The sequence below is a fragment of the Halorubrum marinum genome (genome assembly GCF_048381195.1).
In the GTDB taxonomy this organism is placed as follows: Archaea; Halobacteriota; Halobacteria; order Halobacteriales; family Haloferacaceae; genus Halorubrum.
Map to the genome: position 1 here is coordinate 174,780 of NZ_JBLWMM010000006.1, position 24,374 is coordinate 199,153.

Genomic DNA, 24,374 nt, shown 5'->3' on the forward strand with positions numbered 1-24,374 from the left:
CGCCGCCGATTACGCCTCGCGCGTCGGCGGATGTCGGCGGTCGACCCCGCGGAACTCGAACCGCGCGCCCCCGTCCGCCGCGTCGACGGCCTCGACCGTCCACCCGTGGGCGGTGGCGATCTCCCGAACGATCGCCAGCCCGAACCCGGTGTTCCCGTCGACGCCGCTCTGTCCCGGCTCGAACAGGGTGTCTCTGACCGACTCCGAGATCCCCGGCCCGTCGTCGGCGACGTAGAACCCGTCGTCGAGGTCACCGATCGCGATCGTCGCATCTTCGCCCGCGTGTTCCACCGCGTTCCGAGCGAGGTTCTCGAACAGGTTCTGTAACCGGTCGGGGTCCGCGAGCGCCGTCCGGTCGGTCTCGACGTCGAGCGACGCCGAGGCGGTGTCGACCGTCTCCCAACTGTCGGCGGCGACCGACGCGATCTCGACCGGTTCCGGGTCGCCGACGGTCTCGCCCTCCCGGGCCAGCGTGAGCGTGTGTTGGACGATGGACTCGATGCGGTCGAGCGCGTCGACCGCGGCGTCGAGGTGCCCGGTCGCCGCCCCCGCGTCGCGGGCCAGATCGACGCGCCCCTGCGCGACGTTGAGCGGGTTCCGGAGGTCGTGCGAGACGATGCCCGCGAACGAGTCGAGCCGCTCGTTCTGTCGTTCGAGGGCCGCCTCCCGCTCTTTGAACGCCGTGATATCCTCCTGGAATCCGACCCACTCCGTGACGCGGCCGTCGTCGTCGCGGATGGGGGCGACGCTGACGCGGTTCCAGAACTCGGTGCCGTCCTTCCGGTAGTTCAACAGCTCGACGGAGGCCGGATGTTCGGCGTCGACCGCCGCGCGAAGCTGTGCGACGGACTCCTCGTCGGTATCGGGGCCCTGCAGGAATCGACAGTTGACCCCGACCGCCTCGTCGCGTCCGTAGCCGGTCATCTCGACGAACCGGTCGTTGACGTACACCATCGGGTTGTCCGGTCGGTCGGGGTCGGTGATCGTGATGCCCACGGGCGCTTCGTCGAGCGCGCGGGTCTTCGTCTCTAGCTCCTCGCGCTGTTTGTGCTCGCGGGTGACATCGCGAAGGATGCCGACGCTGCCGTCGAAAGACTCCCCCTCGTACGGGAGCGCCGCCATGTGGTCCCGACACGGGATCGGCTCGCCGTCCTTCGGAACGATATCGACGGTGAAATGCTGGACGTCCGGGCCGGTGCTGGAGAGAATCGTTCCGAGCCGATCTTCGCCCTCTTGGACCGCCTCGTCGTCCTTTATGAGCCCCGGCTTGCTCCCGACGATCTCCTCGATATCGTACCCAATCAACTCCGCGAACGGCTGGTTAACGAACTCGAACGTCCCGGTCTCGTCGACGACGTACACCGGATAGCCGAGCGCGTCGATTACGGTCGAGTAACGGTCTGCAATCTCGCGGGTCCGATACTCGTCGACGGCCTGATCGACGCGGTTCGCGAGTCGGCGAAGCTGTTCCGGGCCGCCCTTCTGGAAATACCCGGTGACGCCCGCGTTGAGCGCCTGACTCGCGATCTCCTCGCTCCCCTTGCCCGTGTACAGCACGAAGGGGATTTTCCGGTGGTGCTCGCGGAGCGTCTCGAAGAACGCCAGCCCGTCCATTCGCGGCATGTCGTAGTCGCTGATCACGCAGTCGAACGTCGCCTCATCGAGACGTTCGAGGGCCGACGCCGGATCCGTCACGCTCGTTACCGCCACCGCGTCCAGTTCGCGTTCGAGATACGCCTCCGTGAGGTCGAGCACGGAGGGGTCGTCGTCGACGTGTAACACGTCGATCTGCTCAGGCATGACCGATGCTACTAGCGGGAGGGATAAACGAACATCGGCCCGACTATCGATTCTGGATCCGGAAGGGGCCGCGCACGCCGTTTCACTCTCGCTGCGCGTGGCTGATTCTTAAGCCCGCGGAGCGCTGACGGTCCGACGATGGCGGAGGAGACGCTCCCGGGAACGACCGCAGGCGACGACGGAAGCGACCGCGTCGTCTGCCACGTCGACATGGACTGCTTTTACGCGTCCTGCGAGCGTCTCCGCCGATCCGAGCTCGACGGCGAGCCCGTGGTCGTCGGGATGGGATACGAGGCGGGCGAGACGATCGGTGCGGTCGCGACCGCGAGCTACGAGGCCCGCGCGTTCGGCGTCGAAAGCGCGATGCCGATCTCGGAGGCGTTGGAGCTGCTCCCGCGTCGAGCGGACGCGGACCCCGCCGATCCGAACGCGCCCGACCCCGGGGAAACCGGCCGATATCTCCCCGTCGACCTCGACTTCTACAAGGACGTCGCGAGCGACGTGAAGGCCGTCCTCCGCGACTGCGCCGACACCCTCCGCGAGGTGAGTATCGACGAGGCGTACCTGGACGTCACCGACCGGACCGCGTGGGACGTCGTCGGGGGACGCCGCGCTTCCGCGGGCGACGGGAGAGGAAGCAGCACCGCAGCGAGTGACGCCCCCGCCGCCCCGCCACCGAGCGCCGCGGCCGGTCCCGCCGAGTCCCGAACCCTCGCCGAAGGATACGCCCGACACGTCAAGCAGCGTATCGAACGCGAGGCCGGTGTCCCGGCGAGCGTCGGTGTCGCGCCGAACATGTCGACCGCGAAGGTCGCCAGCGACGCCGATAAGCCCGACGGGCTCGTGGTCGTCCCGCCCGGCTCGGTCGAGTCGTTCCTCGCGCCGCTGCCGACCGCGGAGATCCACGGGATCGGCCCCGTGACGGAGCGGACGCTCGCCGACATGGGGATCGACACTGCCGAGGACCTCGCGGCCGCCGATCCGGACCGGCTGGCGGCGGCGCTGGGCGAGCGGGGACCCGAACTGCACCGGCGCGCCCGTGGCGACGACGACCGAGCGGTGACGCCGACCGGACTCCCCAAGAGCCTCTCGCGGGAGTCGTCGCTGTCGGCGACTGCTGACGGGGAAACGAAACGGGAGACCGTGTGCGCACTGGCCGCCGACGTGGCCCGCCGCGCCCGCGAGCGGGGATGTCTGTACCGCACCATCGGGATCAAGGCGGTCGAGCCCCCCTACGAGGTCAACACCCGCGCGCGGAGCCTCTCCGGGCCCGTCGACGACCCGGAGCTCGTGGAGTCGGTCGCGCTCGACCTCCTCGCGGAGTTCGCGGACGACCGGGTCCGCAAGCTCGGCGTCCGGGTCTCGAACCTCGACTTCGCCGAGAGCGACCAAGCGACCTTGACGGGGTTCGACGACGGGGGAGGCGGCGAGGGAGCCGGATCGCGTTGCGGCGGCCGATCGGTCACAGCGGACGACGGAACTCACGATGGCGCGACGCTCGCGGAGTGGATCGACGGCGACCCGACCGGAGACGAGCCGGAGGTAACCGAGGGGTCCCGTCCACGAACGCCCCGAGAGGGACAGGCGTCGCTGGACGACTGGTCGTGACCGGCGGGCGCTGCGTCAGGGCCGAGACGACGGCCCGGACGGGGCGGCCTTTTTATGTCGCGGAGCGCCCACATCGGCCTATGAACGACCTCTCGTGGGAGACGCTCGGCACCGAGGTTGACTACCGCTGTCCCGGGTTCGACGTGCGACGCGACGAGGTGCGCTTCCCGGACGGCGAGACCGACGGCTTTCACTACGTCGACGAGCCGCCGGCGGTCGTCGTGCTCCCGCTGACGCCCGAGGGCGACGCGGTCGTCATCGACGAGTGGCGGCAGGCGGTGGGTCGAGTTAATCGGGGGCTCCCGGCCGGGACGGTCGAGGAGGCGGACGCCGACGACCTCGAACGCTCGGCGGCCCGCGAGCTCGCCGAGGAGACCGGCTACGAGGCCGACTCCTTCGAGCACCTGACGACCGTCGAGCCGACGAACGGGATGGCGAACGCGGTCCACCACCACTTCCTCGCGCGGGGCTGTGAGCCGACCGCCGAGCGCGATCTGGACCACAACGAGTCGATCGCGGTCGATACCGTTCCCTACGACGACCTCCTCGAAGCCGTCGTCGACGACGGGCTCCGGGACGGGCGAGCGGTGACGGCCGTGCTGTGGTACGAGCTGCTGTATCGGTGACGGCGACCGATACGGCGACCTGCAAAGGCGACGGCCCCGGGGGCGACGGACAAGCCTTTGACCGGCCGGTCCGTACGGCCGGTAATGAGCGATCCCTCCGCGAACGACTCGTCCGACAGAGACACCGACGCCGGCGGCGGTGAGGTATCCACCGCAGTGGACGGCGGCGAGTCGGCCTCCGCGGTCAACGGCGGCGAAACCGCGAGTTCGCCCGGATCGGTCGACGGCGACGGCTCCGCGAACCCGACCGCATCGGCCGATCCCAGCGATTCAACCGCGACGGCGGTCACGACCGATACTGCACCGCCGGACGAGTCGATGGACTCCCCGCTGCGGGCGATCGGCGCGGCGTTCGGCCTCGGCGTTCTGGGAATTCTCGGCCTCCTCGCTATCTCCACGGTCGTCGGCGGTGCCATCTTTATCGTCGCACGGCTCACCGGGCAGCAGCCGTCGCTCGCGGTGTCGTTCGTCGTCCCGTTCGCCGTCAGCCAGATCGTCGCGTTCCTCGGCGTCGGCCTCGGCTACCTGCGATGGCGAGGCCTGAGCCGGAGCGAGATGATCGACTACCTCGGCGTTCGGCGGCCGAGCGCGCTCGAGTTCGTGATCGCCGTCATCGGACCGGTACTGGTCCTCATCACGGCGCTTACCGTCGGGTCGATCGTGTTGTTGTTCGGCACCGAACCGGCCCAGAATCAGGGCGCGGCGATGACGCTGGAGAATCCGACGATCATTCCGATCATGATCGTGGCGATGCTCCTCGTCGTCGGCCCCTGCGAGGAGTTCCTGTTCCGCGGCGTCATCCAGAGCCGAGCGCGAGAGACGTTCTCCGCGGTGCCGGCCATCTTCCTCGCGGCCGCCGTGTTCGCGCCCGCACACATCGTCTCGCTGACGGGTGGCCTGAGCGCGATGCTGGCGACGATCAGCATCCTGTTCGTCCCGAGCCTCCTCTTCGGGGCGGTGTACGAGTACACGGAGAACCTCGTCGTCGTCGCCGTGATGCACGGGCTGTACAACAGCCTCCTGCTGACGATCGGGTACATCGCCATCAGGTTCGGACCGGAGCTCGAAGAAGCAGGACAGGCGGGAGCGGCGCTCCTCGGACTGTAAGCGGGCGGTAGCGTCGGCAGCAGAACGAGAGAGGACGGCGCGGTTCGTTCCTCCACCGACGCACGCGGTTACTTATAAACGAACGAGGCGGTCGGCGTCGCCGGCGCACAGCGCCGGCTGCAAGCGAGAGCTTCGCTCTCGCCCTGCGCCTGCGAGCGGCCGCCGACGGCGGCCGCTCGACAGCTCGCGAGGGAGTTGGTCGCCCGGAGCGGCGCGGAGGGCGGCCAACGAGGCTGAGGAGGCGTGAGGCGCGGTTGCTGTACGGGGCGGGGTGGGACTCAACGGCTGGGGCTGTGGAGTGTTTCCCGCTGATCCGCCGTCAATGGCGGTTTATACAGAACTGACCGACACACCGGTAGCTAACAAGTATAGGCGGACTGAGGGGAGTAAGCCCCCTTCGGTTCATCCCGACATTCGGCTAAGCGTCCGCGCCGTGGCCGGACTACCTTATGGCGCGGACTTGCACCGGCGAGGATTCGCCGTTCCATCCGTTCCCACCCGTCTGTAACGTGGCAAAGCCACGCCAACGTGGCGAAACCACGCGCCCTCGTCGGGTTAACTCCCTTCCCTTGCGGGTCGGTTCGCTCGTTCGCGGGCGACCCCGCGAACGCCGCCGGTCGCCGAAGCGACCGAACGCGACTCACAGGTCGGGGTGGGGGGTATCGTTGCTGTTCCAGAGCCAGCCGTCTCCGACTCCGGGCGTGTGCCCGGTCGCCTGTCCGGCCGGTGGGGGGACTTTCCTCATGCCAGAGGCACGGGAGTCGGGCTCCCTCTGTCCAGTTATCAGTTTCCCGTCGCCGCCGATAAGCGATTCGGTCGGTAACGTCGTTCCAATCGGGGTATGACTCGACGACTCGATCGCTCAACCGACGGCCTACGTCCCCGCCGAGACCGGTCGCGATCGACGGTGTCACAAGGGAAGCGTTCAAGTCGTCAGCAACGTAAGGGACTATCATGTCCGAGGCTCAGACCGTTCAGCTGTCGTACGACGACGGTGCACGAGCGGTCGAACTCGCGCGGGAGGCGGTCGAGTCGTTCGTCCGACACGGACAACGTGAACAACCGGGAAGCATGCGCGAGGCGTTCTACGCCCGCACGGGTGCATTCGTCCGGCTCGAATCCACCCGTGGCCGCGGACGCCTCCGCGGCTGTGCCGGCGCGTGGGACACCTCCGATCAGCTCGGCCACGCGATCGTCGAGGCAGCCATCAAGGCCGCCTCGGGCGATTCCTGCGGCTCCGAGGTCGAACCGAAGGAACTCGACAACATCACGGTCTCCGTGTTCGTCGTCTCGAACACGGTGCTCACCAACGACCCCCTCGCTGACCTCGAAATCGGCACCCACGGCGTCGCCGTCGACGGCGGTAACTCCCACGGATGGCTGTACCCGACAGTCCCCGTCGAGAACGGCTGGTCCGGCGCCGAGTTCCTCTCGCGCGCCTGCCGTAAGGCGAAGCTCTCCCCGAACGCGTGGGACGACGGCGAGACGATGGTGACGCTCATCGAGGGACAGGTGTTCCGAGAGCGCGCCGACGGCGGCGCGGTCGAAGAGCTGTAGTCGCCGCCCGAAGCGGTCCGGTTCGGATCCGATCGATCCTGCGAAGCGATCCACTCAGTTCGTTCTCCTTTCTCAGTTACTCCGTCCGTACTCCACCGCTTCCGCGTCCGCGAGCGTCCGCTCCGTCGCCGCGTCGAGGTCGAACGCCGACTCGTTCACGACCTCCCCGTCACGGATCACCGGCTCCATGAGCGGCTCGGCCCCCGCTGGTCCCGACCGTTCGGCGAGCCCGACCGCGTGCGCCCCGTCAGCGGTGCGATACACGGCCTTCGCGCCGGAGAGCTTGCCGCGCTTGGCCGCCGGATCGCCGTCGACGGCGACGATGTCGAGCGCGAAGTCGACCGGCTCGGCGTTCGAGACGTAGCCGCCGACGCCGAACCCGTCGACGACGTCGCGAAGCTCGCGGAGGTCCGCGGGTCCGAGCCCGCCGGAGACGTACACGTCGATATCCGGGTGACCGCGCGCGTCGAGCTCCCACTGAACCTCGCGGATGATGTGACGGAAGTCTCCCCGGCGCGACCCCGTGGTGTCGAGTCGGACACCGTCCAGACGATCACCGAGCGTCTCGACGGCGCGGAGCACCTCGTCGACCTCGTCGCTATAGGTGTCACAGAGGGCGATCCGCGGGACCGACTCGTCGACGCCCTCGTCGAAGGCGCGCCACGCCGCCTCCTGTTCGCCGCGCCCGAAGCAGATGGCGAGCGCGTGCGGCATCGTCCCCGACGCTTCCCGACCGATCAGGTCCCCGGCGGCGACGTGCGAGAACCCGTCGAAGCCAGCGACCAGCGCCGAGCGCTCGACCGTCGCGGTCATCGCGGGATGGACGTGTCGAGCGCCGAACGAGAGCATCTGCGACTCCGGGGCGGCGACCCGGCAGTCGAGCGCGGCGGTCGCGATCCCCGAGGCGTGCGAGAGGAATCCCAGAAGCGACGTCTCGGCGCGCGCAAAGGACAGGTACGATCCCTCGATCCGCATCACCGGACCGCCGTCGAACAGCCGACCCTCGGGGATCGCGTGGACGTCGATCGGGCTCCCTTCCAGTAGAGCGACGGCATCTTTCAAGCCAGCGAATGTCTCAAACTCGCCGTCGGGAAACTGGTCTGCGGTCACCTCGGCGACGACGTGGGGGTTCTTTCCGGCCGTCTCCAGGGCCGTCTCGGTCCGCTCGAAGTACGCGTCGGTCGCTCGGCCGTCGCGGATCGCGGCCGCGTCGACGATGTCGAACTCGGTCATACACCGGATACGCCCGCCGGGGAGGAAAAGCCAACCGGGTCCACCGGCGTGGTGGTGACCGGACGCGACCGCCGCGAGTCGCTCGCCGAGTCAGGGCCGCGAGCGCCGAGCGAGCAGCGCGGCTCCCAAGAGCAGGGCCACGAGCGCGGCGAGCGGGCCGAACCCGGGCGCTGCGCCGGAGGTACTCCCGTCCCCGGTGGCGTCGTCGCCGTCCGTCGCGTCGTCGGACTCTTCCCCCGAAACGTCGGTGCTGACGCCCTCGTCGTCTGATTCGTCGGTCGTGTCCGCGGTGTCGTCGTCGGTCGTGTCCGCGGTGTCGTCGTCGGACGCCGGAACCGAGAGGTCGCTGCCAGGACGGAGTTCGAGCACGCCCTCGGGCTCGGGGGCGTGGGCGATCGTCACGGTCGTGTCGCCGCGCTCGATGCCATACGCCCCGCGGAAGTCGCCGTCGTCGACCGCGTATACCTCGCCGGGCTCGTAGGGAACGTCGCCGTGCGCGGTCAGCATCCGCAGGTACGCCTCGTGGAACTGAGCTGCGTCTTCGGGGGTCTGCCACTCGGTCACCCAGACGTAGCCGTCGCGGTCACCGTCCGTGTCCTCGTCCCCGTTCCCGTCGCGGTACGGGTACAGCTCGTCACCGGCCCACCCGTCGGTCGTCTCGTGGGCGTAGTTGTAGTTCGCGCGAGTCCGTAGCTCCTCTTCGGGCTGCGTGTGGATCCGGACGTTGTCCGCGACGGTCCCGGACGGGTCGAGCACCGCGTGGTCGTACTCGAAGCTCTGGTACCAGAACATGACGAACATCGACGCCTCACCGGCCGTCTCAGCGCCGTCGACGCCCTGGTCGGGAGACAGCTCCCAGCCGCCGGTCGCCGCGTCGTCGAAGTCGATCTCGCCGGTCTCGTAATCGGGCTCGCGATGGATCACCTCCGAGGTCGACGTCGGGGGCTCTTCCATCGCCGCGTCGACGGCCTCCCACCCGTCTTCCTCGACGAGCTCCGTCACGTAGAGCGCGCCGCCGGAGTAGGGCTGTAACACGGTCTGGAGGATGCCGAAATTGAACGCGTCGGGAGTGTCGCCGCCGCCGCTGGTCCCGTCGGGCTCGTCAAGACAGACCCAGTCGTCCGCACAGCGGGCGTCGTACACCTCCTCGATATACACGACTTCGCCTTCGACGATTCCGTCGACCGCGAGATCACCGTCCTGGGTGACCCCGCGGAACCGCGCGTCAGAGAGGTCCTCGTACTGGTCTTGCATCGCGTGACCGAGCTCGTGAGCGAGGGTTAGCTCACTCACTTGGAGCCGTTCGCCTTCGGCAACGACGAGGACGATCCGTTCGTCCGCCGGCGAGTAGAACCCGGTGACTGCGCCGCCGAACACCGCGTCGATGGCATCGGCCGAAGTCTCGTCCTCGCCGACGACGAACAGCGCCTTCCACACCTGGTCGTTCCAGCGCTGGAACTCGGTGTCGTTTTCGGTGCGACCGGTCGTGTCGTTGGCGAACTCCTCGCGCGTGACGGTCTCGACCGGCACCGCCTCGCGGAACGGTCGCTCGCGGATGTGCTCGACGCGCGCCATCGAGAGCTCGGTGAGCCGCACCAGCTCGTCGTCCGTCAGCCCGTCGCTCTGGTTGAATCCGGGCTCCTCCGTGTAGTGCGTCCCGTTCCAACAACCGACCAGCTCGGTGTCACCCCCGACCTCGCACTCGGCAGCGGTGACGCTCGCCGGGGAGTCCCCGAGAGAGCCGAGCGCGTCCGAGCCGTCTACGGTGGAGGCGGCCGCAGGCGCAGCGACCGCAGGCGTCGCGGCTGCGGCTCCGCCCGCGACGAGCAGGAGGGCGAGCGTGGCAATCACGAGCGGGAGGGTGGGAACCCGTCGCATAGCACCGATTACGGCCGACCCGGTAAGTAGTTTGTCGGTGTTACAACGCCGTGTCGGACCGCCGCGTTGCTCGCGGATAGAACTCCGCGAGTGGGCACCGGACCCGCCCGATTCGGCTTCGGATTTTTCCCGTCGGGCGTCCAACGAGTACCTATGCCGTACGATCCGAGCGAGACGGCGGTGATCGTCGTGGACATGCAAAACGGGTTCTGTCATCCCGACGGGAGCCTCTACGCCGAGCCGAGCGAGGCGGCGGTTGAGCCGGTCGGGGCGCTCGTCGCAGCGGCGCGCGACGCTGGGGCGGACATCGTGTACACCCGCGACGTCCATCCGCCGGAGCAGTTCGACGACACGCACTACTACGACGAGTTCGACCGGTGGGGTGAACACGTCGTCGAGGGGTCGTGGGACGCCGAACTCGTCGATGACCTCGACGTGCGCGACGGGGACCGCGTCGTCGAGAAGCACACCTACGACGCGTTCTACCAGACGGAGTTGGAGGGGTACCTGGACGCGCACGGGATCCGCGATCTGCTGATCTGCGGAACCCTCGCGAACGTCTGCGTGCTCCACACCGCCGGCAGCGCCGGGCTCCGCGACTACCGGCCGGTCGTCGTCGAGGACGCGCTCGGGTACATCACGGCGGACCATCGCGAGTACGCCGTCGACCACGCGGACTGGCTGTTCGGGGAGACGACGACCCGCGAATCTGTGGCGTTCGACGGGTAGCGACGTCGAGACGCCACCGCAGCGATACGGCGAGTCGGCGGCGATTATCAACCGCGTCAATCGGCGTGCAACCCTTTTTATTCGTGAGCGGAACGGTCGCGTATGGAACTCTCCCGACGCGGCGTGCTGGGCGGGCTCGGAGTCGCGTGTGCGGTCGGAGCCGTCGGGTTCGCCGGAGCGGTATCGGTCGGTGACGACGAGACCGACGGAAACAGCGACGGCGGCGGAGACGCCACCGGGGACGGAAATACCGGAGCCGGCGTCAGTCCCTCGGTCGCGGTCGATCCGGACGCCCCGTTCGAAGCGCGGCTTCTCAGCGACGGCGCGGAGGACGCGGAGGACGCGGACGATGGACGGATCCTGTTCGACGCCGACGGACTGGCCCGCGTGCAGGGCGTCGTGTCCGAGGCCGACGAGCACCTGGTGTATGTTGCGCTCGGTACTGCAGGGATCGAGGCGTTCCAGGAGCGACTCGCCGACGCCGGTGCGCTCGACGCGCCGGACCGATTCGCCGTCTCGATGACGCTGGACGGGGCGGAAGTCAGACGGGTCGACCTCGATCGGCCGACCGCTGACGCGCTCACCGACGAGGAGTGGGGCGGCGTGTTGACGCTACCGTTCACCGGGGAGCCGGTCGCCGCGGACGTCTACGAGTCGCTGGCGGCTGCTGAATCCTGACTGGTCAGGTACCGTGCAATCTGGAAGCCCGCAAGGTAGACGCGAGAGGCGATTCGCAAGATAGACGCGAGAGGGGGGCTTATGTCGGAGGAATCCATCAGTCGCGGCATGAACGACGGCGAGGAGACGACGGAGGACCGCTCGGGCTCGATTCGGGGAGGGCGCCCCTGTCCGCGCTGTGAAACGCCCATGTACCACAGGCACTGCAAGTACGTCTGCCCGGCGCACGGCGTCGTCTACGACTGCAGTGACACGTTCTACTGACCGTTTCCCGGACGAGTCGCTCACCGGAAACGTCAGACGCCAGTGATGGGATCCGCGCAGAGGCCGAAAGCGCGAAAACCGGGAATAAGCCGTGAAAAGCGTCTTTTCATCGCCTTCCAATTGTTGTTTGTTGAGAGAAATAAATGCACCGCCGAGTGAAACTAACAAGGGATGTGCGAACTGTTATGTTCTTGGAACTCGATTTTCCGGGTATGATGGGCGACCCGCTCGCAACCCTCCTTGCCGACCCGACGAGGTCAGCATGGTAGAGCAGACACAGGTTGCCCGGAGCAAGCGGATCCAGCGCCGTACCGGGAAAACCTTCCACGTAGCCACCCGGCTGCTCCCGAAACGGATCCGCCACCCGACGTACGTGCTGTACGGCTTCTTCCGGATCGCCGACGAGGTCGTCGACGCCGAAGAGACCGCACCGCCGGACGAACAGCGGGCCGAGTTGGACCGGCTTCGACGGGCCGCACTCGGCGAGGAGTCGACCGACGATCCGGTGTTGGACGCGTTCAGCGCGGTCCGAGAGGAGCACGGCATCCCCGACGAGGACGTGCACGCGTTCGTCGACGCGATGGCGAGCGACATCGGCACCGACCGGTACGAGACGTACGACCAGCTGGAGACGTACATGGACGGCTCGGCGGCCGCGGTCGGCCGGATGATGACCGCGATAATGAACCTCGACGCGGAGGCGGAAGCCGCGGCGCTGCCCCACGCGACCAAGCTCGGCGAGGCGTTCCAGATGACGAACTTCCTTCGGGACGTGCGCGAAGACGTCGTCGAGCGTGATCGTATCTACCTCCCGCTGGAGACGCTCCGGCGACACGACGTGAGCGAAGGACAGATCCTCGAGTTGGAGTTCGACGCGAACGTCGCGGCCGCGATCCGCGAGGAACTCGCCCGGACGGAGCGGCTCTACGAGGAGGGCGTCGCCGGGATCAAGTATCTCCCCGAGGACTGTCAGCTCGCGGTGTTGCTGGCGGCGGTGCTGTACGCGGACCACCACCGACTTATCAGGGACCTCGGATACGACACGGTCTCCACGACCCCCGAGCTGTCGTTCACCCGCAAAATTTCGCTGCTCGTCCGGACCCGATGGAAGTGGCAGTGGAACAACGACCCGGAAGCGGTGTTCCACGAGATGTGTCACGGCTTCGACGGCAGCCGCGAACACCGCGAACACGGGCCCCACGGACCGGGCGTCGTCCACTCCGACTGAAGGTGGTGGACTCACGGCGATGAACGGAGCACGGTTCGAATGAACCGATCTCGCTTCGTCGGGCTCGCGCTGCTCGCGTTCGGTCTCGTCTTCGCCTCGTTCGTCGTCCGAGGCACGACGCGGCTCGTCGCGCCCTACGAGCTCGCCGTGGCGCTGTCCGCGCCGATCCTCTTCGCCGCCGCCGGACTCCTGGCCGCGCTCGTCGTGCTCGCGACGCTCGACGTCACCGGTGTTCGTCCGCTGGAGTGACCGAGGAGCGCGAGTGGCGACGGGAGCGGCAGCGCCCGGTGAGAGCCGTGCCCGAAGTCGGAACGCCCTTTTGACCGCGGCGCGGAGACCAGGTATGGACGTACGAACCGTCGCCGACCTCGCGCCCGCCGAGCGTCTCGCCTTCTTCGAGCGCGACGCCGGCGTCGACGCGGTCCGCGACGACGTGACGGAGATCGTCGACCGAGTGCGCACGGAGGGCGACGTCGCCCTCCGGGAGTTCTCCGAGAAGTTCGACGACGTGAGCGTCGGCAACATCGACATCACGGACGACGCCGAGCGCGCCCACGCCGAACTGGCAGACGCGGACGACCCGGTGCTCGACGCGGTCCAAGAGGCCGCCGCCAACATCCGGGCGTTCCACGAGCGCCAGCGACCCGAGGACTGGCGGGACGACTTCGACGGGCGGGAGCTGGGACGCCGGTTCCGGCCGATCGACCGCGCGGGCGTCTACGTGCCCGGCGGCGCCGCGGCGTACCCGTCCAGCGCGCTGATGGGCGTGATCCCCGCGACCGTGGCGGACGTCGACCACGTCTCGGTCGCGACCCCGCCTGCCGATGAGCTGAATCCGGTCACGCTCGCCGCGATCCGCGAGGCGGGCGCGGACGCGGTGTACCAAGTCGGCGGCGCGCAGGCCATCGCCGCGCTCGCGTACGGGACGGAGACGGTGACGCGCGCCCAGAAGGTCGTCGGCCCGGGCAACAAGTGGGTGACCGCCGCGAAGGCGATCGTGCAGGGCGACGTGGAGATCGACTTCCTCGCCGGACCGAGCGAGGTCCTCGTCCTCGCCGACGACACTGCCGACCCCGCGCTCGTCGCGAGCGAACTCGTCGCGCAGGCCGAACACGACCCGAACGCCTCCGTCGTCGCCGTCACGGACGACGCCGAGCTGGCGGAGGCGGTCGCCGCCGCCGTCGACGAGCAGGCGGCCGAACGCGACCGCGAGGAGACGATTCGGGCGGCGCTCGACAACGACGCGTCGGGCGTGCTCCACGCCCGGTCGATGCCCGAGGCGGTGTTGTTCACCGAGGAGTACGCGGCCGAACACCTCTCGATCATGGCCGACGACGACGAGGCGCTGCTCGACCGGATTTCGAACGCCGGATCCGTGTTCCTCGGTCCGCACTCGCCCGTGGCCGCGGGCGATTACGCGACCGGGACGAACCACGTCCTGCCGACGAACGGCGGCGCGAAGCGGTACGGCGGACTCTCGGTCGACACGTTCCTCCGGTCCTCGACGGTCCAACGGCTCGATCGCGACGCGCTCGCCGACCTCTCCGACACGATTACGACGCTCGCGGAGGCCGAGGGGCTAGAGGCGCACGCCGAGAGCGTCCGTAAGCGATTCGAATAGCGTCGGACCCGGTTGATCGCGTCCGCCGGAGACGGAGCGTCTTTTCGCGCGTTCCGTCCGATCCCCTCGATCCCCCTCGATCTGATACTGATACCTTCTTGTTAGCACGATGCAATTCCAGCAACAGGAGTTTCCCGAGTATCACGCAACAGCGGTACGTAGCGGTGTCTGAGCGATTCAGAGAAATAATCTGTATTTAAGCGAGTTCCGTGTTACTTGTACTACCTGAGTTAATTGTGTGTATCTGCGTGTATGTGTGTCTATGCGTATGTGTGTATTTGTGTACGTACAATACAACATTGTCGTCGGTCCGAGCGCTCGCGGCTGCGATTCACTCCCGATCGAGGAGCGACCGACGACCGCGAACGACGAGTATCACGCCGATATGACGATCCGAACCACCGCCGACGCCCTCGGCCGACTGTCCGATCACGTGACGGCCGGTCTCGTGAGCAACGACTACGACCCGACCGTCGGAATCGCGAGCCTTCGCGACCTGCTCCCGATAGTCGCCGAACGGTAGCGCGGCCGCGCTCGACCGGTTCTCGTCGCTACCGCGCCGTCGGCGTTCACGACCCGTCGTCGGGCGCACCGCCACAGCGCCGACACCGCGTCGCCCCCGTAACGGTCCTCGTTCCGCAGTCCGAGCAGCGCCGACGGTCGAGACCGGCCGTCGCCGACGCGAGCACGTCCGCCGGGGCGGGTCGGGGCTCCTCGACCGCGCCGCGGCTCGCGAGTCGGTCGATCAGCGCGTCGTCTCGGAGCCACGCGAGGAAGCGCCAGAGCCCGAGGTACAGGACCGTCGGCCCGCCGATCGCGACGGCGGCGACCGCGAGCCGAAAGGCGAGCTCGGCCGTGCCATCGACACCCATACGATCGGCTCGCGTCGGACCGGATTGTAGCTGTCGGCGGTCGCCGGAGCGCGGCGAATAGGCGAGTCGGTCCGCCGCGGTCCCGGGTTCAGGGACGGTCCGCGAAGACGACCGCGTCGCAGTCCGCGCAGGCGCGAACGGGCCGTTCGGGGTCGCCGCTGACGCCCCCGGGGCCGCCACAGCAGTTCCGGAGGGTCGTCTCTCGAACCGGGCCGTCACACGCCGGGCAGGCGTCGAGGAACGCGCGGAGCGGTCGGGCGGCCCCCCTGGCGACCGCGTCGTCGACGCCCCGCTCGCGGAGGGCCTCCGCGAAGGCGGTCTCGGCGAGCGCGATCGACCGACTCAGCCACGTGTCGCGGCCGCCGGCCAGCAGTATGCGACCGTCGTGGACCTCGCCCTCGACGTTCTGGCCCGCGAGCGCGGCGGCTCGGTCGGCGAGGGCCTCGTTCGACTCTCGACGCAGCGCTTCGATGCGGTCGTACACCGCCGCGCGGAACGACTCGTCGAGGACGAGTTGCTCCCCGTCGTCGGCGAGCGCGCCGGCGTCGACGAGGGTACGCATCACGGTCTCGGGATCGACCGGTCCGTCGTCACCTGCGGAGCCGTCCGGACCGCTCTCGGGAGCGATCCCCGCGTCGGCGCCGGGGGGGTCGGGAGGGACCGCCGTTCTCCCGGCTGCGTCGGCGTTTCCCGCGAGCGAGCCGGAACCGAGGTCATCGGGACGATCGGGTCCGATATCGATCGGGAGCGGTCCGACGATCCGCGGGGCGAACCGAGGCGTCCCCGGAACGACGTAGCCGCGGAGCCATATCGCGCCGGCACCGAGGAGACCGGCGAGGAGGCCGAGCGAGCGCCGGCGGCGCGAGAGCAAGCCGACGACGACCGCGACGCCGATCGCGTTGACGATCGTACACGGGAGACAGCGGTTCTCTCCGGTGTGTTCGGGGCTGGAGAGCGCGGTTCGGAGGCGATGCAGGACGGGCGTGGACGTGGAGTCGGTCGTCATAGTTTGGCGGCGGGGTGTTGGAGCGGCTCACCGTGAACGAGGCGGTACACGCGAGGGAACGCCGCGAATCCGAGCGGCTGGACGACGCCGCCGAGGACCGTGACCCACAGCGTCCCCGCGGCGACGGCCGCGGCTCCGACTCCCGCGGAAGCGAGGAGGAAGAGGCCGCTGAAGTATCCCACTCGGAGCGGCATCGTCGCCAACTCGCCGCGGCGGGGCCACTGGCCGACGTCGATCGACTTCCCGCGGAAGACCGCGAGCGAGACGCTGCCTGTGGTGAGCGCCAGGAGTCCGGCGATCGGGATCGCGTCGGGATACTCGGTCTGGAGCACGAGCACGGCGGCGAACGCGGGCGACGACAGCGCCGCGAGCTCCGCGCCGCCGTAGAAGATCCGTTCCAGCCACTCCAGTATCCCCCTCTGAATTCGCTTCGCCGCGGTCCCGGTGCCACCCATAGTCGTCGTCACCTCTATGCCGGGGCCTGAAAGCCGTTCCGCCCGCGACGCGCTGGCGGTTCCGCCTCCCCGATTCGGGGGCGTTCCGGGCGTACTATCACGAACGTTGACCATTAGCATCAATAGTTATATACGAGTGTATTTTGTAACAACGGCTGTAATGGTCGACAGAGAACCTGATCACGACAGCGGTCGCGTGGGGGTATCACGGCGGCGATTCCTCGAAACAACCGGAGCTGCGGGTGCAGCGGTCGGTCTGGCTGGCTGTGCCGGCGGAGACGGCGACGGCGACGGGCCGATCCAGATCACGATGGACGGCGAGTGGACCGGCTTCGAGGACTCGGTGTACGACGCCTTGTACGAGGCCGGTCTCGACGAGTCGATCGAAGTCGAGATCCTGCCGGGCGACTTCGAGACGGGCGCGCGGCGGTCGGACTTCACGTCGGCGCTCGACTCGGGCCGGTCGAGCCCGGACATCTTCATGATGGACTCCGGGTGGACGATCCCGTTCATCGCTCGCGAGCAGCTCGTCAACCTCAGCGACGAGCTCTCCTCGGAGAAGCTTAGCTACATCCAGGACAACTACCTCGAAAGCGCCGTGAGCACGGCGAGCGACCCGGAGACGGGAGACCTCTACGGCGTCCCGCTGTTCCCGGACTACCCGGTGATGCACTACCGGAAGGACCTCGTCGAGGAGGCCGGTTACGACCCCGAGGGCGAGAACTGGGCGACCGAGCCGATGAGCTGGCAGGAGTTCGCCGAGATGGCCGCCGACGTGTGGGACGACAACGGCGGCCCGGACGGCGACTTCGATTACGCGTTCACCACGCAGGGCGACAACTACGAGGGGCTCGCCTGCTGTACGTTCAACGAGACGATGACCTCGTTCGGCGGCGCGTACTTCGGCGATCACGAGAACCTCTTCGGTCCGATCGGTGACCGACCGATCACCGTCGACGAGGAACCCGTTCACGACACGATCCGCATGATGCGGTCGTTCATGGAGGGGCCGGACGCGGAGTACGCGCATCCGGACTTCCCGCAGATATCGACGACCGACCTCATCGAGTTCACCGAGGAGCCGTCCCGTGAACCGTTCACCTCCGGAAACGCGATCTTCCACCGGAACTGGCCGTACGCGATCCCGATCAACTTCGACTCCGACGCCTTCGACGCCGAGGACTACGGCGTCATGCCGCTGCCGTACGGCGTCGAAGAGGGCGCCGGGACGTACGACGGCACTGGCGGCACGTCCGCGGCGCTGGGCGGCTGGCACCTCACGGTTAACCCGAACTCCGAGCGGATCGACGACGCGGTCCAGGTGCTGGAGGCGTTCGCCAGCGAGAACGTGATGGTCAACAACTTCGCCGAAGGGGGGTACATCCCGCCGAACCCGTCCGTCACCGAGTCGGTCAACCCCGAGGACGTCGGCGATCTCGGCGCCTTCCTCGACACGCTCGCCGTCGCCGGCGAGAACACGGTCCCGCGGCCGGTCACGATCGCGTGGCCCGACCAGTCGCCACAGATCGCCTCCGAGTTATCGGCCGCGTATCAGGCCGAGAAGTCGCCCGAGGAGGCGATGGCCGACCTCGAGGGAGAGCTCGAATCGATCGAATCGGAGCTGGCATAACGCGAGGAGACGAGAATGTCCACCGACACGCGGGCGGACGACAGCGGGTTTGGGCTCACCAGCCCGCTCAACTGGCTGGAGACGCAGAGCGAGGAGGTGTACGCGTACGTCCTGTTAGCCCCGGCGTTCCTGCTGCTCGCGGTCGTCGCGTTCTACCCGCTGATAGAGACGTTCCGGTTCTCGCTGCTCGCCAACGAGCTCGCGGCCGCCGACCCGTTCGGCGAGTTCGTCGGCCTCGATAATTACGTCGCGCTGTTGACCGGGAACACGCCGTTCACACAGCAGTTCATTTCGGTGTCGCTAGCGGAGGGATTCCCGTTCGTTCAGTTCGACGCGCCGTTCCTCCAGCAGGCGATCTTCGTCACGCTGGCGTTCGCGATCATCAGCGTGCTGTTCGAGACGACGATCGGGTTCGGGCAAGCGCTCGTGCTCGACAAGGACTTCTACGGTCGCCGGTGGGTCCGCGTGTCGATCATCATCCCGTGGGCCATCCCGATCGTCATCCAGGGAATGATCTTCTTCCTGATGTTCAACCCGACCATCGGGTTCGGGACCGACTTCATGCAGTGGCTCGGCGTGTTCGGGAGCAACCCGCTGTCGAGCAGCACGGACGCGTTCTTGATCGTGCTCGTCGCCGACATCTGGAAGACGACCGCGTTCATGGCGCTGCTGATCTTGGCGGGACTCCAGAGCATCGACCGCGGGCTCTACGACGTCGCGAAGGTGTCCGGCGCCTCGCCGTGGCAGCGATTCAAGTACATCACGCTGCCGCTCGTCGCCCCCGCCCTGCTCGTCGCGATGTTGTTCCGGACGATGGACGCGATGCGCATCTACGGGCTCATCGACGCGACGGCGGGCTGTGAGACGGTGCCGTCGCTCACGTGTCTGGTCATCATCTCGCTGCAGAGCAGCCGACGCTGGGCGACCGCCTCCGCGGTGGCGTTCCTGACGGCCGTCGTCATCAGCGCGTTCGTCGTGCTGTACCTGCTCGCGCTGCGCAACAGCGACGGAGGTGTCGCATGAGCGACCGCCGAGTCGACGGGTCGGAGTCTGCCGTGGCCCCCGATGGCGGCGTCGCTGAGGACTCGACAATCGAACAGCCGGCCCTCGATCCGACGGCTGACGAGCCGGAGCTCGACCGCGGCCTCATCGAAGCGTGGGCCGCGAAGATGATCTCGAATCCGGATCGGGCGTACCGCGCGACGTTCTACGTGGCGACGATATTCTTCCTCGTCACGACGCTGTTCCCGTTCTACTGGCTGTTCATGGTCGCGCTGACACCGAGGGGGAGCCTCTCCGACGTCGGCGTGCTCACGCCCGGCGGGTTCAACCCGGCGGCGTTCATCGAGATCTTCCAGACGCTACCGTTCCACCGGTACGTGTTCAACAGCTTCCTGATCGCGACGATCGCGACGGTGGCGGTGCTGCTCGTCGGGAGCCTCGCCGGGTACGTGTTCGGCCGGCTGCGGTTCCGGGGACGCAACGCGATGCTCCTGTTGGTGCTCGTGACGTCCTTCTTCCCGCCGGCGGCCTTTTTCATTCCGCTGAACCGGCTGTTCAACCGGAACGTCGACGCGCTCAGGCCGCTGATCTCCGACGGATCGCTGTACAACACCCCGTACGCGATCTTCATCCCGCTGTCGGCGATCTTCTTACCCCTCTCCATCTTCATCCTGATGACGTTCTACTCGCAGATCCCCGACGGGCTGGAGGACGCGGCCCGCGTCGAGGGAACGACGCGACTCGGGGCGCTGTTCCGCGTCATCGTGCCGCTGTCAGCCCCGGGCGTCGCGACCGCCGGGGTGTTGACGTTCATCTCGGTGTACAACGAGTACTTCTTCAGCTCGCTGATGACCGACGGACGACCGGGGAGCTGGGCACCGATGCTGGAAGGTATCCTACGGTTCCAGGGCGAGTTCGAAGTGCTGTTCAACCTCATGGCGGCCGCCAGCATCGTCGCGGTGTTGCCGGTCGCGATACTCGTCATCGTCGCACAGGAGAAGATCGTGAGCGGACTCACCTCGGGAGCGGTCAAGGAGTAACCATGGCATCAGTCACACTAGACGGAATTACGAAACGGTACGAGGACGTAACGGCAGTCGACAACATGAACCTGGAGATCAACGACGGCGAGTTCGTCACCTTCGTCGGGCCCTCCGGGTGCGGTAAGTCGACCACGATGGAGACGATCGCCGGGCTCACGCTTCCCACCGAGGGAACCATCGATATCGGTGGCCGCGACGTGACGAACCTCCCGCCGAAAGACCGGGGGATCTCCATGGTGTTCCAGAACATCGCGCTGTTCCCCCATATGGACGTGTACGACAACATCTCCTTCGGGCTCCGGCTCCGAAAGTACGACCAGGAGGAGGTCGATCGGCGCGTCGAGGAGGCGGCCGACATCGTCCAGCTAGAGGGGATGATGGAACGGATGCCGAAAGAGATGTCCGGCGGACAGCGGCAGCGCGTCGCCATCGCGCGGGCGATCGTCCGGAAACCGGACGCGTTCCTGATGGACGAGCCGCTGGCGAACCTGGACGCCGAGCTGAAAGTCCACATGCGGACGCAGCTCCAGCGGCTTCACCGCGAACTCGATACGACGATCATCTACGTCACGCACGACCAGGCGCAGGCGATGACGATGTCCGACCGCATCGCCGTCATCAACAGCGGCGTGCTCCAGCAGGTGGCGCCGCCGCTCGAGTGTTACAACGAGCCGGCGAACCGGTTCGTCGCTGGCTTCATCGGCTCACCGGCGATGAACTTCCTCGAAGGCGAGGTCGTGGACGACGGGGTCGAATCGAAGTACACGAACTTCGATTTCGATCCCGCGACGCAGGGGGTCCAAACCGGTCAGGACATCACGGTGGGAGTTCGCCCCGAGGACGTCTATTTGCAGCGCGACGCCGAGAAGGCCGCGGCGCCGACGAAGGCGTTCGACGCGGTCGTCGACGTCATCGAACCGATGGGAAGCGAGCTGTTCGTCTACCTGCTGTTCGACCGCGACGTCGAGGCGAGCGCCGAGGGGCGCGGTGAGGGGCAGCTCCTGATCAACCTCACGCCGGACACGCAGATCTCCGAAGGCGACGACATCAGCGTCGTGATGGATCGCGACAAGACGCATCTGTTCGACCGGGCGAGCGGCGACGCGATCACCCACTCGCTGGAGTAGGACGCAGTCGTCCTCTCAAGCGGAGGCGTGACGCGACCGCACCGCAGGTCCTTTTCAACCGTTTTTTGACCGGCACACTATGACGAGCGTCGTTATGAAGCCATCTCGGAGCGACGGAGCGCGGCGTTCAGCATAATACAAGGTGGAGCCTCCGCCCTCAACGAAGCGAACGGCGAAGCCGTGAGCGAGTAGGGTGGGGTAGTTTACTCGATGCTCTCGACCGTGATCCGCTGTGCCTCGACCGCTTCGACCATCGCGCCCCAGCCGCCGACCTCGACGGGACCGTCGTCAGTTTCGATGATGAGAGTGACCCGACCGCCGTAGCTCGCGACGGTCTCGGAGCCGGTCGGATCGGTGGAACCGGTGACGACGACGTCGGAGAGGACGCCCTCGACGACGCGGTCGTCACCCGTGGCGGTGTCGGTGCCCTCGACGCGAACGCGGATCGTCGCGCCGTCGTCGAGCAGCGGCGCGACGTCGCGGACGCAGTACCGGATGTCGATGTAATCGATGGGCGGCTCGTCGTCGAGCGCGGTGTAGATCGGCTCCCACGTGTCCCACTGGGTGGTCAAGAAGTACCAGTGGAACACGTACGAGTGGGTGCGGTCGTCGACGAGCACGCCGTACTCGTTGGTCGATCCGGTGTGCGGCGCGAAGCAGGTCTTGGTTCGGTCGATAATGGCTACGAACGGCGAGGGGAGGCGTCGGTGGCGCGCTTCGGAACAGACTTCGGCGAGGGTGTCGGCGTCCGGCAGAGATTCGGTGCTTCCGTCGGGAGTGTGGATCGAGAGGTTGACTCGGACCCCGCGCTTCGTGGCGGCCGCCAACGCGGGGCGGAGCCGCTCGAAGTGCTCGATCCCGAGCGAGACGTTCACCTGCGTCTCGGCGTCTCGGATGAACTTATCGGCGTTCTTGATCACCGTCTCGAATCGAGTGACGATGCTGACGGTCGACTGCTCGACGGACGGCTCGTTCCAGCGGCGTTCGATCTCTTCGGTCGCCGCAGTGAATCGACTCGCACGCGTGCGCAAGTCCTCCGTGATCGCGTCGAGGCTGTTCGCGCGGGCGTACAGCGACTCCTGTTCGTACGTCTCGATGTAACCGGAGCTCTCCAGGTCGCGCAACACGTCGTAGATCCGCGGGTCGGGGACTCCGCTGGCCTCGGCGACACGCGTGACCGGTGCGGCGCCGAGTTCGAGGACGGTCACGTAGGCGTCGGCCTGATACGGCGAGAGTCCGGCGTCCTCCAGCGTGGCGGTGAGGGCAGCGCGATCCACGTTCACTCCGTATCCTCGCTCGGGAAGGGTACCGCAGCGTCTATCCCCACGTCGACGGTGTCTCGATGCTCCATGATCTGGACTACCACGGCTGTGATAAAACGTTTTATCTCTGTTCCGGTATTCCGTACCTAGTCAGCGCAGCGGTATTCCGTACCTAGTCAGCGCAGCGGTATTCCGTACCTAGTCAGCGCAGCGGTCGTCACAGGGGATACCCGAAACGACTGAAAAGGCTTTATTCGGTTCGTCGTGGAGTCGACGTATGCACGAGACCTCCGTGAACGACGGCGGCCGAGAGCGATCGCGGTGGACGAGAGAACAGGCCGCGTCGATCGAGCGCCGTCACGGTACCGTTGCGCCGCCGGCCGGGCCGCCGACGATCGACCCGTTTCCGGGGCTCCACATCTGGGACACGTGGCTGCTCCGTGATCGACACGGCGAGATCGCCGACGTCGACGGCTGGCGGCTGGCGTTCTCGCTGACCGCGTCGGCCGACCTCCTCCCCGGAAAGCGGCACGACGTGGCCGAGATCCGGTGTTTCTACTCCGCGGACGGCAAACAGTGGCACGACGCGGGGTCGGTTTTCGACGGGGGCGCGCTCGGCCAGCGGCAGTGGGCCGGTTCTGCACTGTACGACGACGGCGACATCTATCTCTACTACACCGCCGCCGGCGACGAGAGTGCCGACGAGATGACGTACGCCCAGCGGATCGCGGTCGCCCACGGCGGGACCGTGACCGCGACGACGGACGGCGTCGAACTCTCCGGACCGTGGGCTCACGAGACGCTGCTGACCCCCGACGGCGAGTGGTACGAAACCGAGTCGCAGTCCCGCGGGATGATCTACACCTTCCGCGACCCGTGGTTCTTCGAGGACCCGGCGACTGGGGAGACGTACCTCCTGTTCGAGGCGAACGCGCCCGCCCCGGAGCGCGAGGGCGACGACGCCGAGACGTCCCACAGACGCGAATTCAACGGCTGCGTCGGCGTCGCCGTCTCGGAGTCCGGCGACCCGCTCTCGTGGGAGCTCCGTCCCCCGCTGCTCGACGCGACCGAGGTCAACCAGGAGCTCGAACGCCCGCACGTCGTCGTCGCCGACGGGCGGTACTACCTGTTCGTCTGCAGCCACGTCCACACGTTCGCGCCCGGCGTGACCGGCCCCGACGCGCTGTACGGGTTCGTCGCCGACGCCGTCGAAGGCGAGTACCGACCGCTGAACGGCTCCGGACTCGTCGTTACGAACCCGCCGGAGGCCCCGTTCCAGGCGTACTCGTGGATGGCGTTCGCCCACGACGAGGAGGTGCTCGTACAGAGCTTCCTCAACTACCACGACTTCGCCGGCGACTCGCTGGACGCGATCGCCGAGTTCCCCGAGGCCGAGCAGCGCGAGCGGTTCGGCGGCACCCTCGCCCCGACGCTCCGGCTCGCGGTGGAGGGGGACCGGACGCGGCTGCTCGGGACGCTGGAGGGGTGGCACATCCCGACGCCGGACGAGCCGCTCCCGCCGGCGGACGGGTCGTCGCTTCCGACGGACGCCGAACTCGGCGGCGAGATCCGGGAGGGTGGCACGGTCGGCGAGTACCTCGCGGGACCGAGCGGCGCGGACGGCGACGATATCAGATAGCGGATCGGC

The 24,374-nt window shown here is 67.7% G+C and carries 23 protein-coding genes and 1 other RNA gene; 16 read left to right on the forward strand and 8 right to left on the reverse strand.

The window, feature by feature from the left end:
- Window positions 1-9: 9 nt before the first annotated feature.
- The gene (locus ACNSN4_RS10265) at window positions 10-1,800 is read right to left on the reverse strand and encodes a hybrid sensor histidine kinase/response regulator (RefSeq protein ID WP_418285720.1); all 1,791 of its coding nucleotides are present in this window, start codon (window positions 1,798-1,800) and stop codon (window positions 10-12) included.
- A gap of 138 nt (window positions 1,801-1,938) precedes the next feature.
- Between ACNSN4_RS10265 and ACNSN4_RS10270 the strand changes: the two genes are divergently transcribed.
- The 3 genes from ACNSN4_RS10270 to ACNSN4_RS10280 all read left to right on the forward strand — a co-directional run bounded on the left by ACNSN4_RS10270 (window position 1,939) and on the right by ACNSN4_RS10280 (window position 5,141).
- Window positions 1,939-3,408, forward strand: coding sequence for a DNA polymerase Y family protein (locus tag ACNSN4_RS10270; protein ID WP_418285721.1), 1,470 nt, complete (start codon window positions 1,939-1,941; stop codon window positions 3,406-3,408).
- 80 nt (window positions 3,409-3,488) lie between these two features.
- The gene (locus tag ACNSN4_RS10275) at window positions 3,489-4,034 is read left to right on the forward strand and encodes an NUDIX hydrolase (RefSeq protein WP_418285722.1); all 546 of its coding nucleotides are present in this window, start codon (window positions 3,489-3,491) and stop codon (window positions 4,032-4,034) included.
- 84 nt (window positions 4,035-4,118) lie between these two features.
- Window positions 4,119-5,141: a CPBP family intramembrane glutamic endopeptidase gene (locus ACNSN4_RS10280; protein ID WP_418285723.1), complete on the forward strand. Its 1,023-nt coding sequence runs from the start codon at window positions 4,119-4,121 to the stop codon at window positions 5,139-5,141.
- 375 nt (window positions 5,142-5,516) lie between these two features.
- Here the strand turns inward: ACNSN4_RS10280 and rnpB are convergent.
- Window positions 5,517-5,918: RNase P RNA component (gene rnpB, locus ACNSN4_RS10285), an RNA gene on the reverse strand.
- Between the two features lie 177 nt (window positions 5,919-6,095).
- Between rnpB and ACNSN4_RS10290 the strand changes: the two genes are divergently transcribed.
- On the forward strand, window positions 6,096-6,698 hold the full coding sequence (locus ACNSN4_RS10290; RefSeq protein WP_418285724.1) for a TIGR00296 family protein: 603 nt from the start codon (window positions 6,096-6,098) through the stop codon (window positions 6,696-6,698).
- Between the two features lie 72 nt (window positions 6,699-6,770).
- Here the strand turns inward: ACNSN4_RS10290 and ACNSN4_RS10295 are convergent, their stop codons facing one another.
- On the reverse strand, window positions 6,771-7,931 hold the full coding sequence (locus ACNSN4_RS10295; protein ID WP_418285725.1) for a nicotinate phosphoribosyltransferase: 1,161 nt from the start codon (window positions 7,929-7,931) through the stop codon (window positions 6,771-6,773).
- A 90-nt stretch (window positions 7,932-8,021) separates the two neighbouring features.
- Window positions 8,022-9,809 (reverse strand): Hvo_1808 family surface protein, encoded by a 1,788-nt coding sequence (locus ACNSN4_RS10300; protein WP_418285726.1) that lies wholly within the window; start codon window positions 9,807-9,809, stop codon window positions 8,022-8,024.
- A gap of 153 nt (window positions 9,810-9,962) precedes the next feature.
- On the opposite strand from ACNSN4_RS10300, the gene ACNSN4_RS10305 reads away from it, so the two are divergent.
- From ACNSN4_RS10305 to ACNSN4_RS10335, 7 genes are all read left to right on the forward strand, one after another.
- Window positions 9,963-10,538 (forward strand): cysteine hydrolase family protein, encoded by a 576-nt coding sequence (locus ACNSN4_RS10305; RefSeq protein WP_418285727.1) that lies wholly within the window; start codon window positions 9,963-9,965, stop codon window positions 10,536-10,538.
- Window positions 10,539-10,640: 102 nt separating this feature from the next.
- A complete protein-coding gene (locus tag ACNSN4_RS10310; protein WP_418285728.1) occupies window positions 10,641-11,216 on the forward strand; it encodes a hypothetical protein in 576 nt (191 codons plus the stop codon).
- Between the two features lie 108 nt (window positions 11,217-11,324).
- Entirely contained in the window at window positions 11,325-11,480 is a 156-nt protein-coding gene (locus tag ACNSN4_RS10315; protein WP_418286359.1) for an HVO_2523 family zinc finger protein, read from the forward strand.
- 262 nt (window positions 11,481-11,742) lie between these two features.
- Window positions 11,743-12,708, forward strand: coding sequence for a phytoene/squalene synthase family protein (locus tag ACNSN4_RS10320; protein WP_418285729.1), 966 nt, complete (start codon window positions 11,743-11,745; stop codon window positions 12,706-12,708).
- 39 nt (window positions 12,709-12,747) lie between these two features.
- Window positions 12,748-12,957, forward strand: coding sequence for a hypothetical protein (locus ACNSN4_RS10325; RefSeq protein WP_418285730.1), 210 nt, complete (start codon window positions 12,748-12,750; stop codon window positions 12,955-12,957).
- Window positions 12,958-13,051: 94 nt separating this feature from the next.
- A complete protein-coding gene (gene hisD / locus ACNSN4_RS10330; RefSeq protein WP_418285731.1) occupies window positions 13,052-14,329 on the forward strand; it encodes a histidinol dehydrogenase in 1,278 nt (425 codons plus the stop codon).
- A 280-nt stretch (window positions 14,330-14,609) separates the two neighbouring features.
- Window positions 14,610-14,852 carry a hypothetical protein gene (locus ACNSN4_RS10335; protein ID WP_418285732.1) on the forward strand — a complete coding sequence of 81 codons (243 nt, stop codon included), beginning with the start codon at window positions 14,610-14,612 and terminating at the stop codon, window positions 14,850-14,852.
- Window positions 14,853-14,898: 46 nt separating this feature from the next.
- Here the strand turns inward: ACNSN4_RS10335 and ACNSN4_RS10340 are convergent, their stop codons facing one another.
- From ACNSN4_RS10340 to ACNSN4_RS10350, 3 genes are all read right to left on the reverse strand, one after another.
- Window positions 14,899-15,201, reverse strand: coding sequence for a hypothetical protein (locus ACNSN4_RS10340; RefSeq protein WP_418285733.1), 303 nt, complete (start codon window positions 15,199-15,201; stop codon window positions 14,899-14,901).
- A gap of 88 nt (window positions 15,202-15,289) precedes the next feature.
- Window positions 15,290-16,207, reverse strand: coding sequence for a DUF8054 domain-containing protein (locus tag ACNSN4_RS10345; protein ID WP_418285734.1), 918 nt, complete (start codon window positions 16,205-16,207; stop codon window positions 15,290-15,292).
- Window positions 16,204-16,662: a DUF8215 family protein gene (locus tag ACNSN4_RS10350; RefSeq protein ID WP_418285735.1), complete on the reverse strand. Its 459-nt coding sequence runs from the start codon at window positions 16,660-16,662 to the stop codon at window positions 16,204-16,206. Before ACNSN4_RS10350 ends, ACNSN4_RS10345 begins: the two co-directional genes overlap by 4 nt.
- Before the next feature lie 160 nt (window positions 16,663-16,822).
- On the opposite strand from ACNSN4_RS10350, the gene ACNSN4_RS10355 reads away from it, so the two are divergent.
- From ACNSN4_RS10355 to ACNSN4_RS10370, 4 genes are read left to right on the forward strand one after another with little or no spacing between them, the layout of a single operon-like run.
- The gene (locus tag ACNSN4_RS10355) at window positions 16,823-18,292 is read left to right on the forward strand and encodes an extracellular solute-binding protein (protein ID WP_418285736.1); all 1,470 of its coding nucleotides are present in this window, start codon (window positions 16,823-16,825) and stop codon (window positions 18,290-18,292) included.
- 15 nt (window positions 18,293-18,307) lie between these two features.
- Window positions 18,308-19,315 (forward strand): carbohydrate ABC transporter permease, encoded by a 1,008-nt coding sequence (locus tag ACNSN4_RS10360; protein ID WP_418285737.1) that lies wholly within the window; start codon window positions 18,308-18,310, stop codon window positions 19,313-19,315.
- Window positions 19,312-20,334, forward strand: coding sequence for a carbohydrate ABC transporter permease (locus ACNSN4_RS10365; RefSeq protein WP_418285738.1), 1,023 nt, complete (start codon window positions 19,312-19,314; stop codon window positions 20,332-20,334). Before ACNSN4_RS10360 ends, ACNSN4_RS10365 begins: the two co-directional genes overlap by 4 nt.
- A 2-nt stretch (window positions 20,335-20,336) precedes the next feature.
- On the forward strand, window positions 20,337-21,464 hold the full coding sequence (locus ACNSN4_RS10370) for an ABC transporter ATP-binding protein (RefSeq protein ID WP_418285739.1): 1,128 nt from the start codon (window positions 20,337-20,339) through the stop codon (window positions 21,462-21,464).
- Between the two features lie 203 nt (window positions 21,465-21,667).
- Here ACNSN4_RS10370 and ACNSN4_RS10375 read toward each other — a convergent pair whose 3' ends face one another.
- On the reverse strand, window positions 21,668-22,741 hold the full coding sequence (locus tag ACNSN4_RS10375) for a TrmB family transcriptional regulator (RefSeq protein WP_418286360.1): 1,074 nt from the start codon (window positions 22,739-22,741) through the stop codon (window positions 21,668-21,670).
- Between the two features lie 262 nt (window positions 22,742-23,003).
- On the opposite strand from ACNSN4_RS10375, the gene ACNSN4_RS10380 reads away from it, so the two are divergent.
- On the forward strand, window positions 23,004-24,365 hold the full coding sequence (locus ACNSN4_RS10380) for a glycoside hydrolase family 68 protein (RefSeq protein WP_418285740.1): 1,362 nt from the start codon (window positions 23,004-23,006) through the stop codon (window positions 24,363-24,365).
- The last annotated feature ends 9 nt before the right edge of the window (window positions 24,366-24,374 follow it).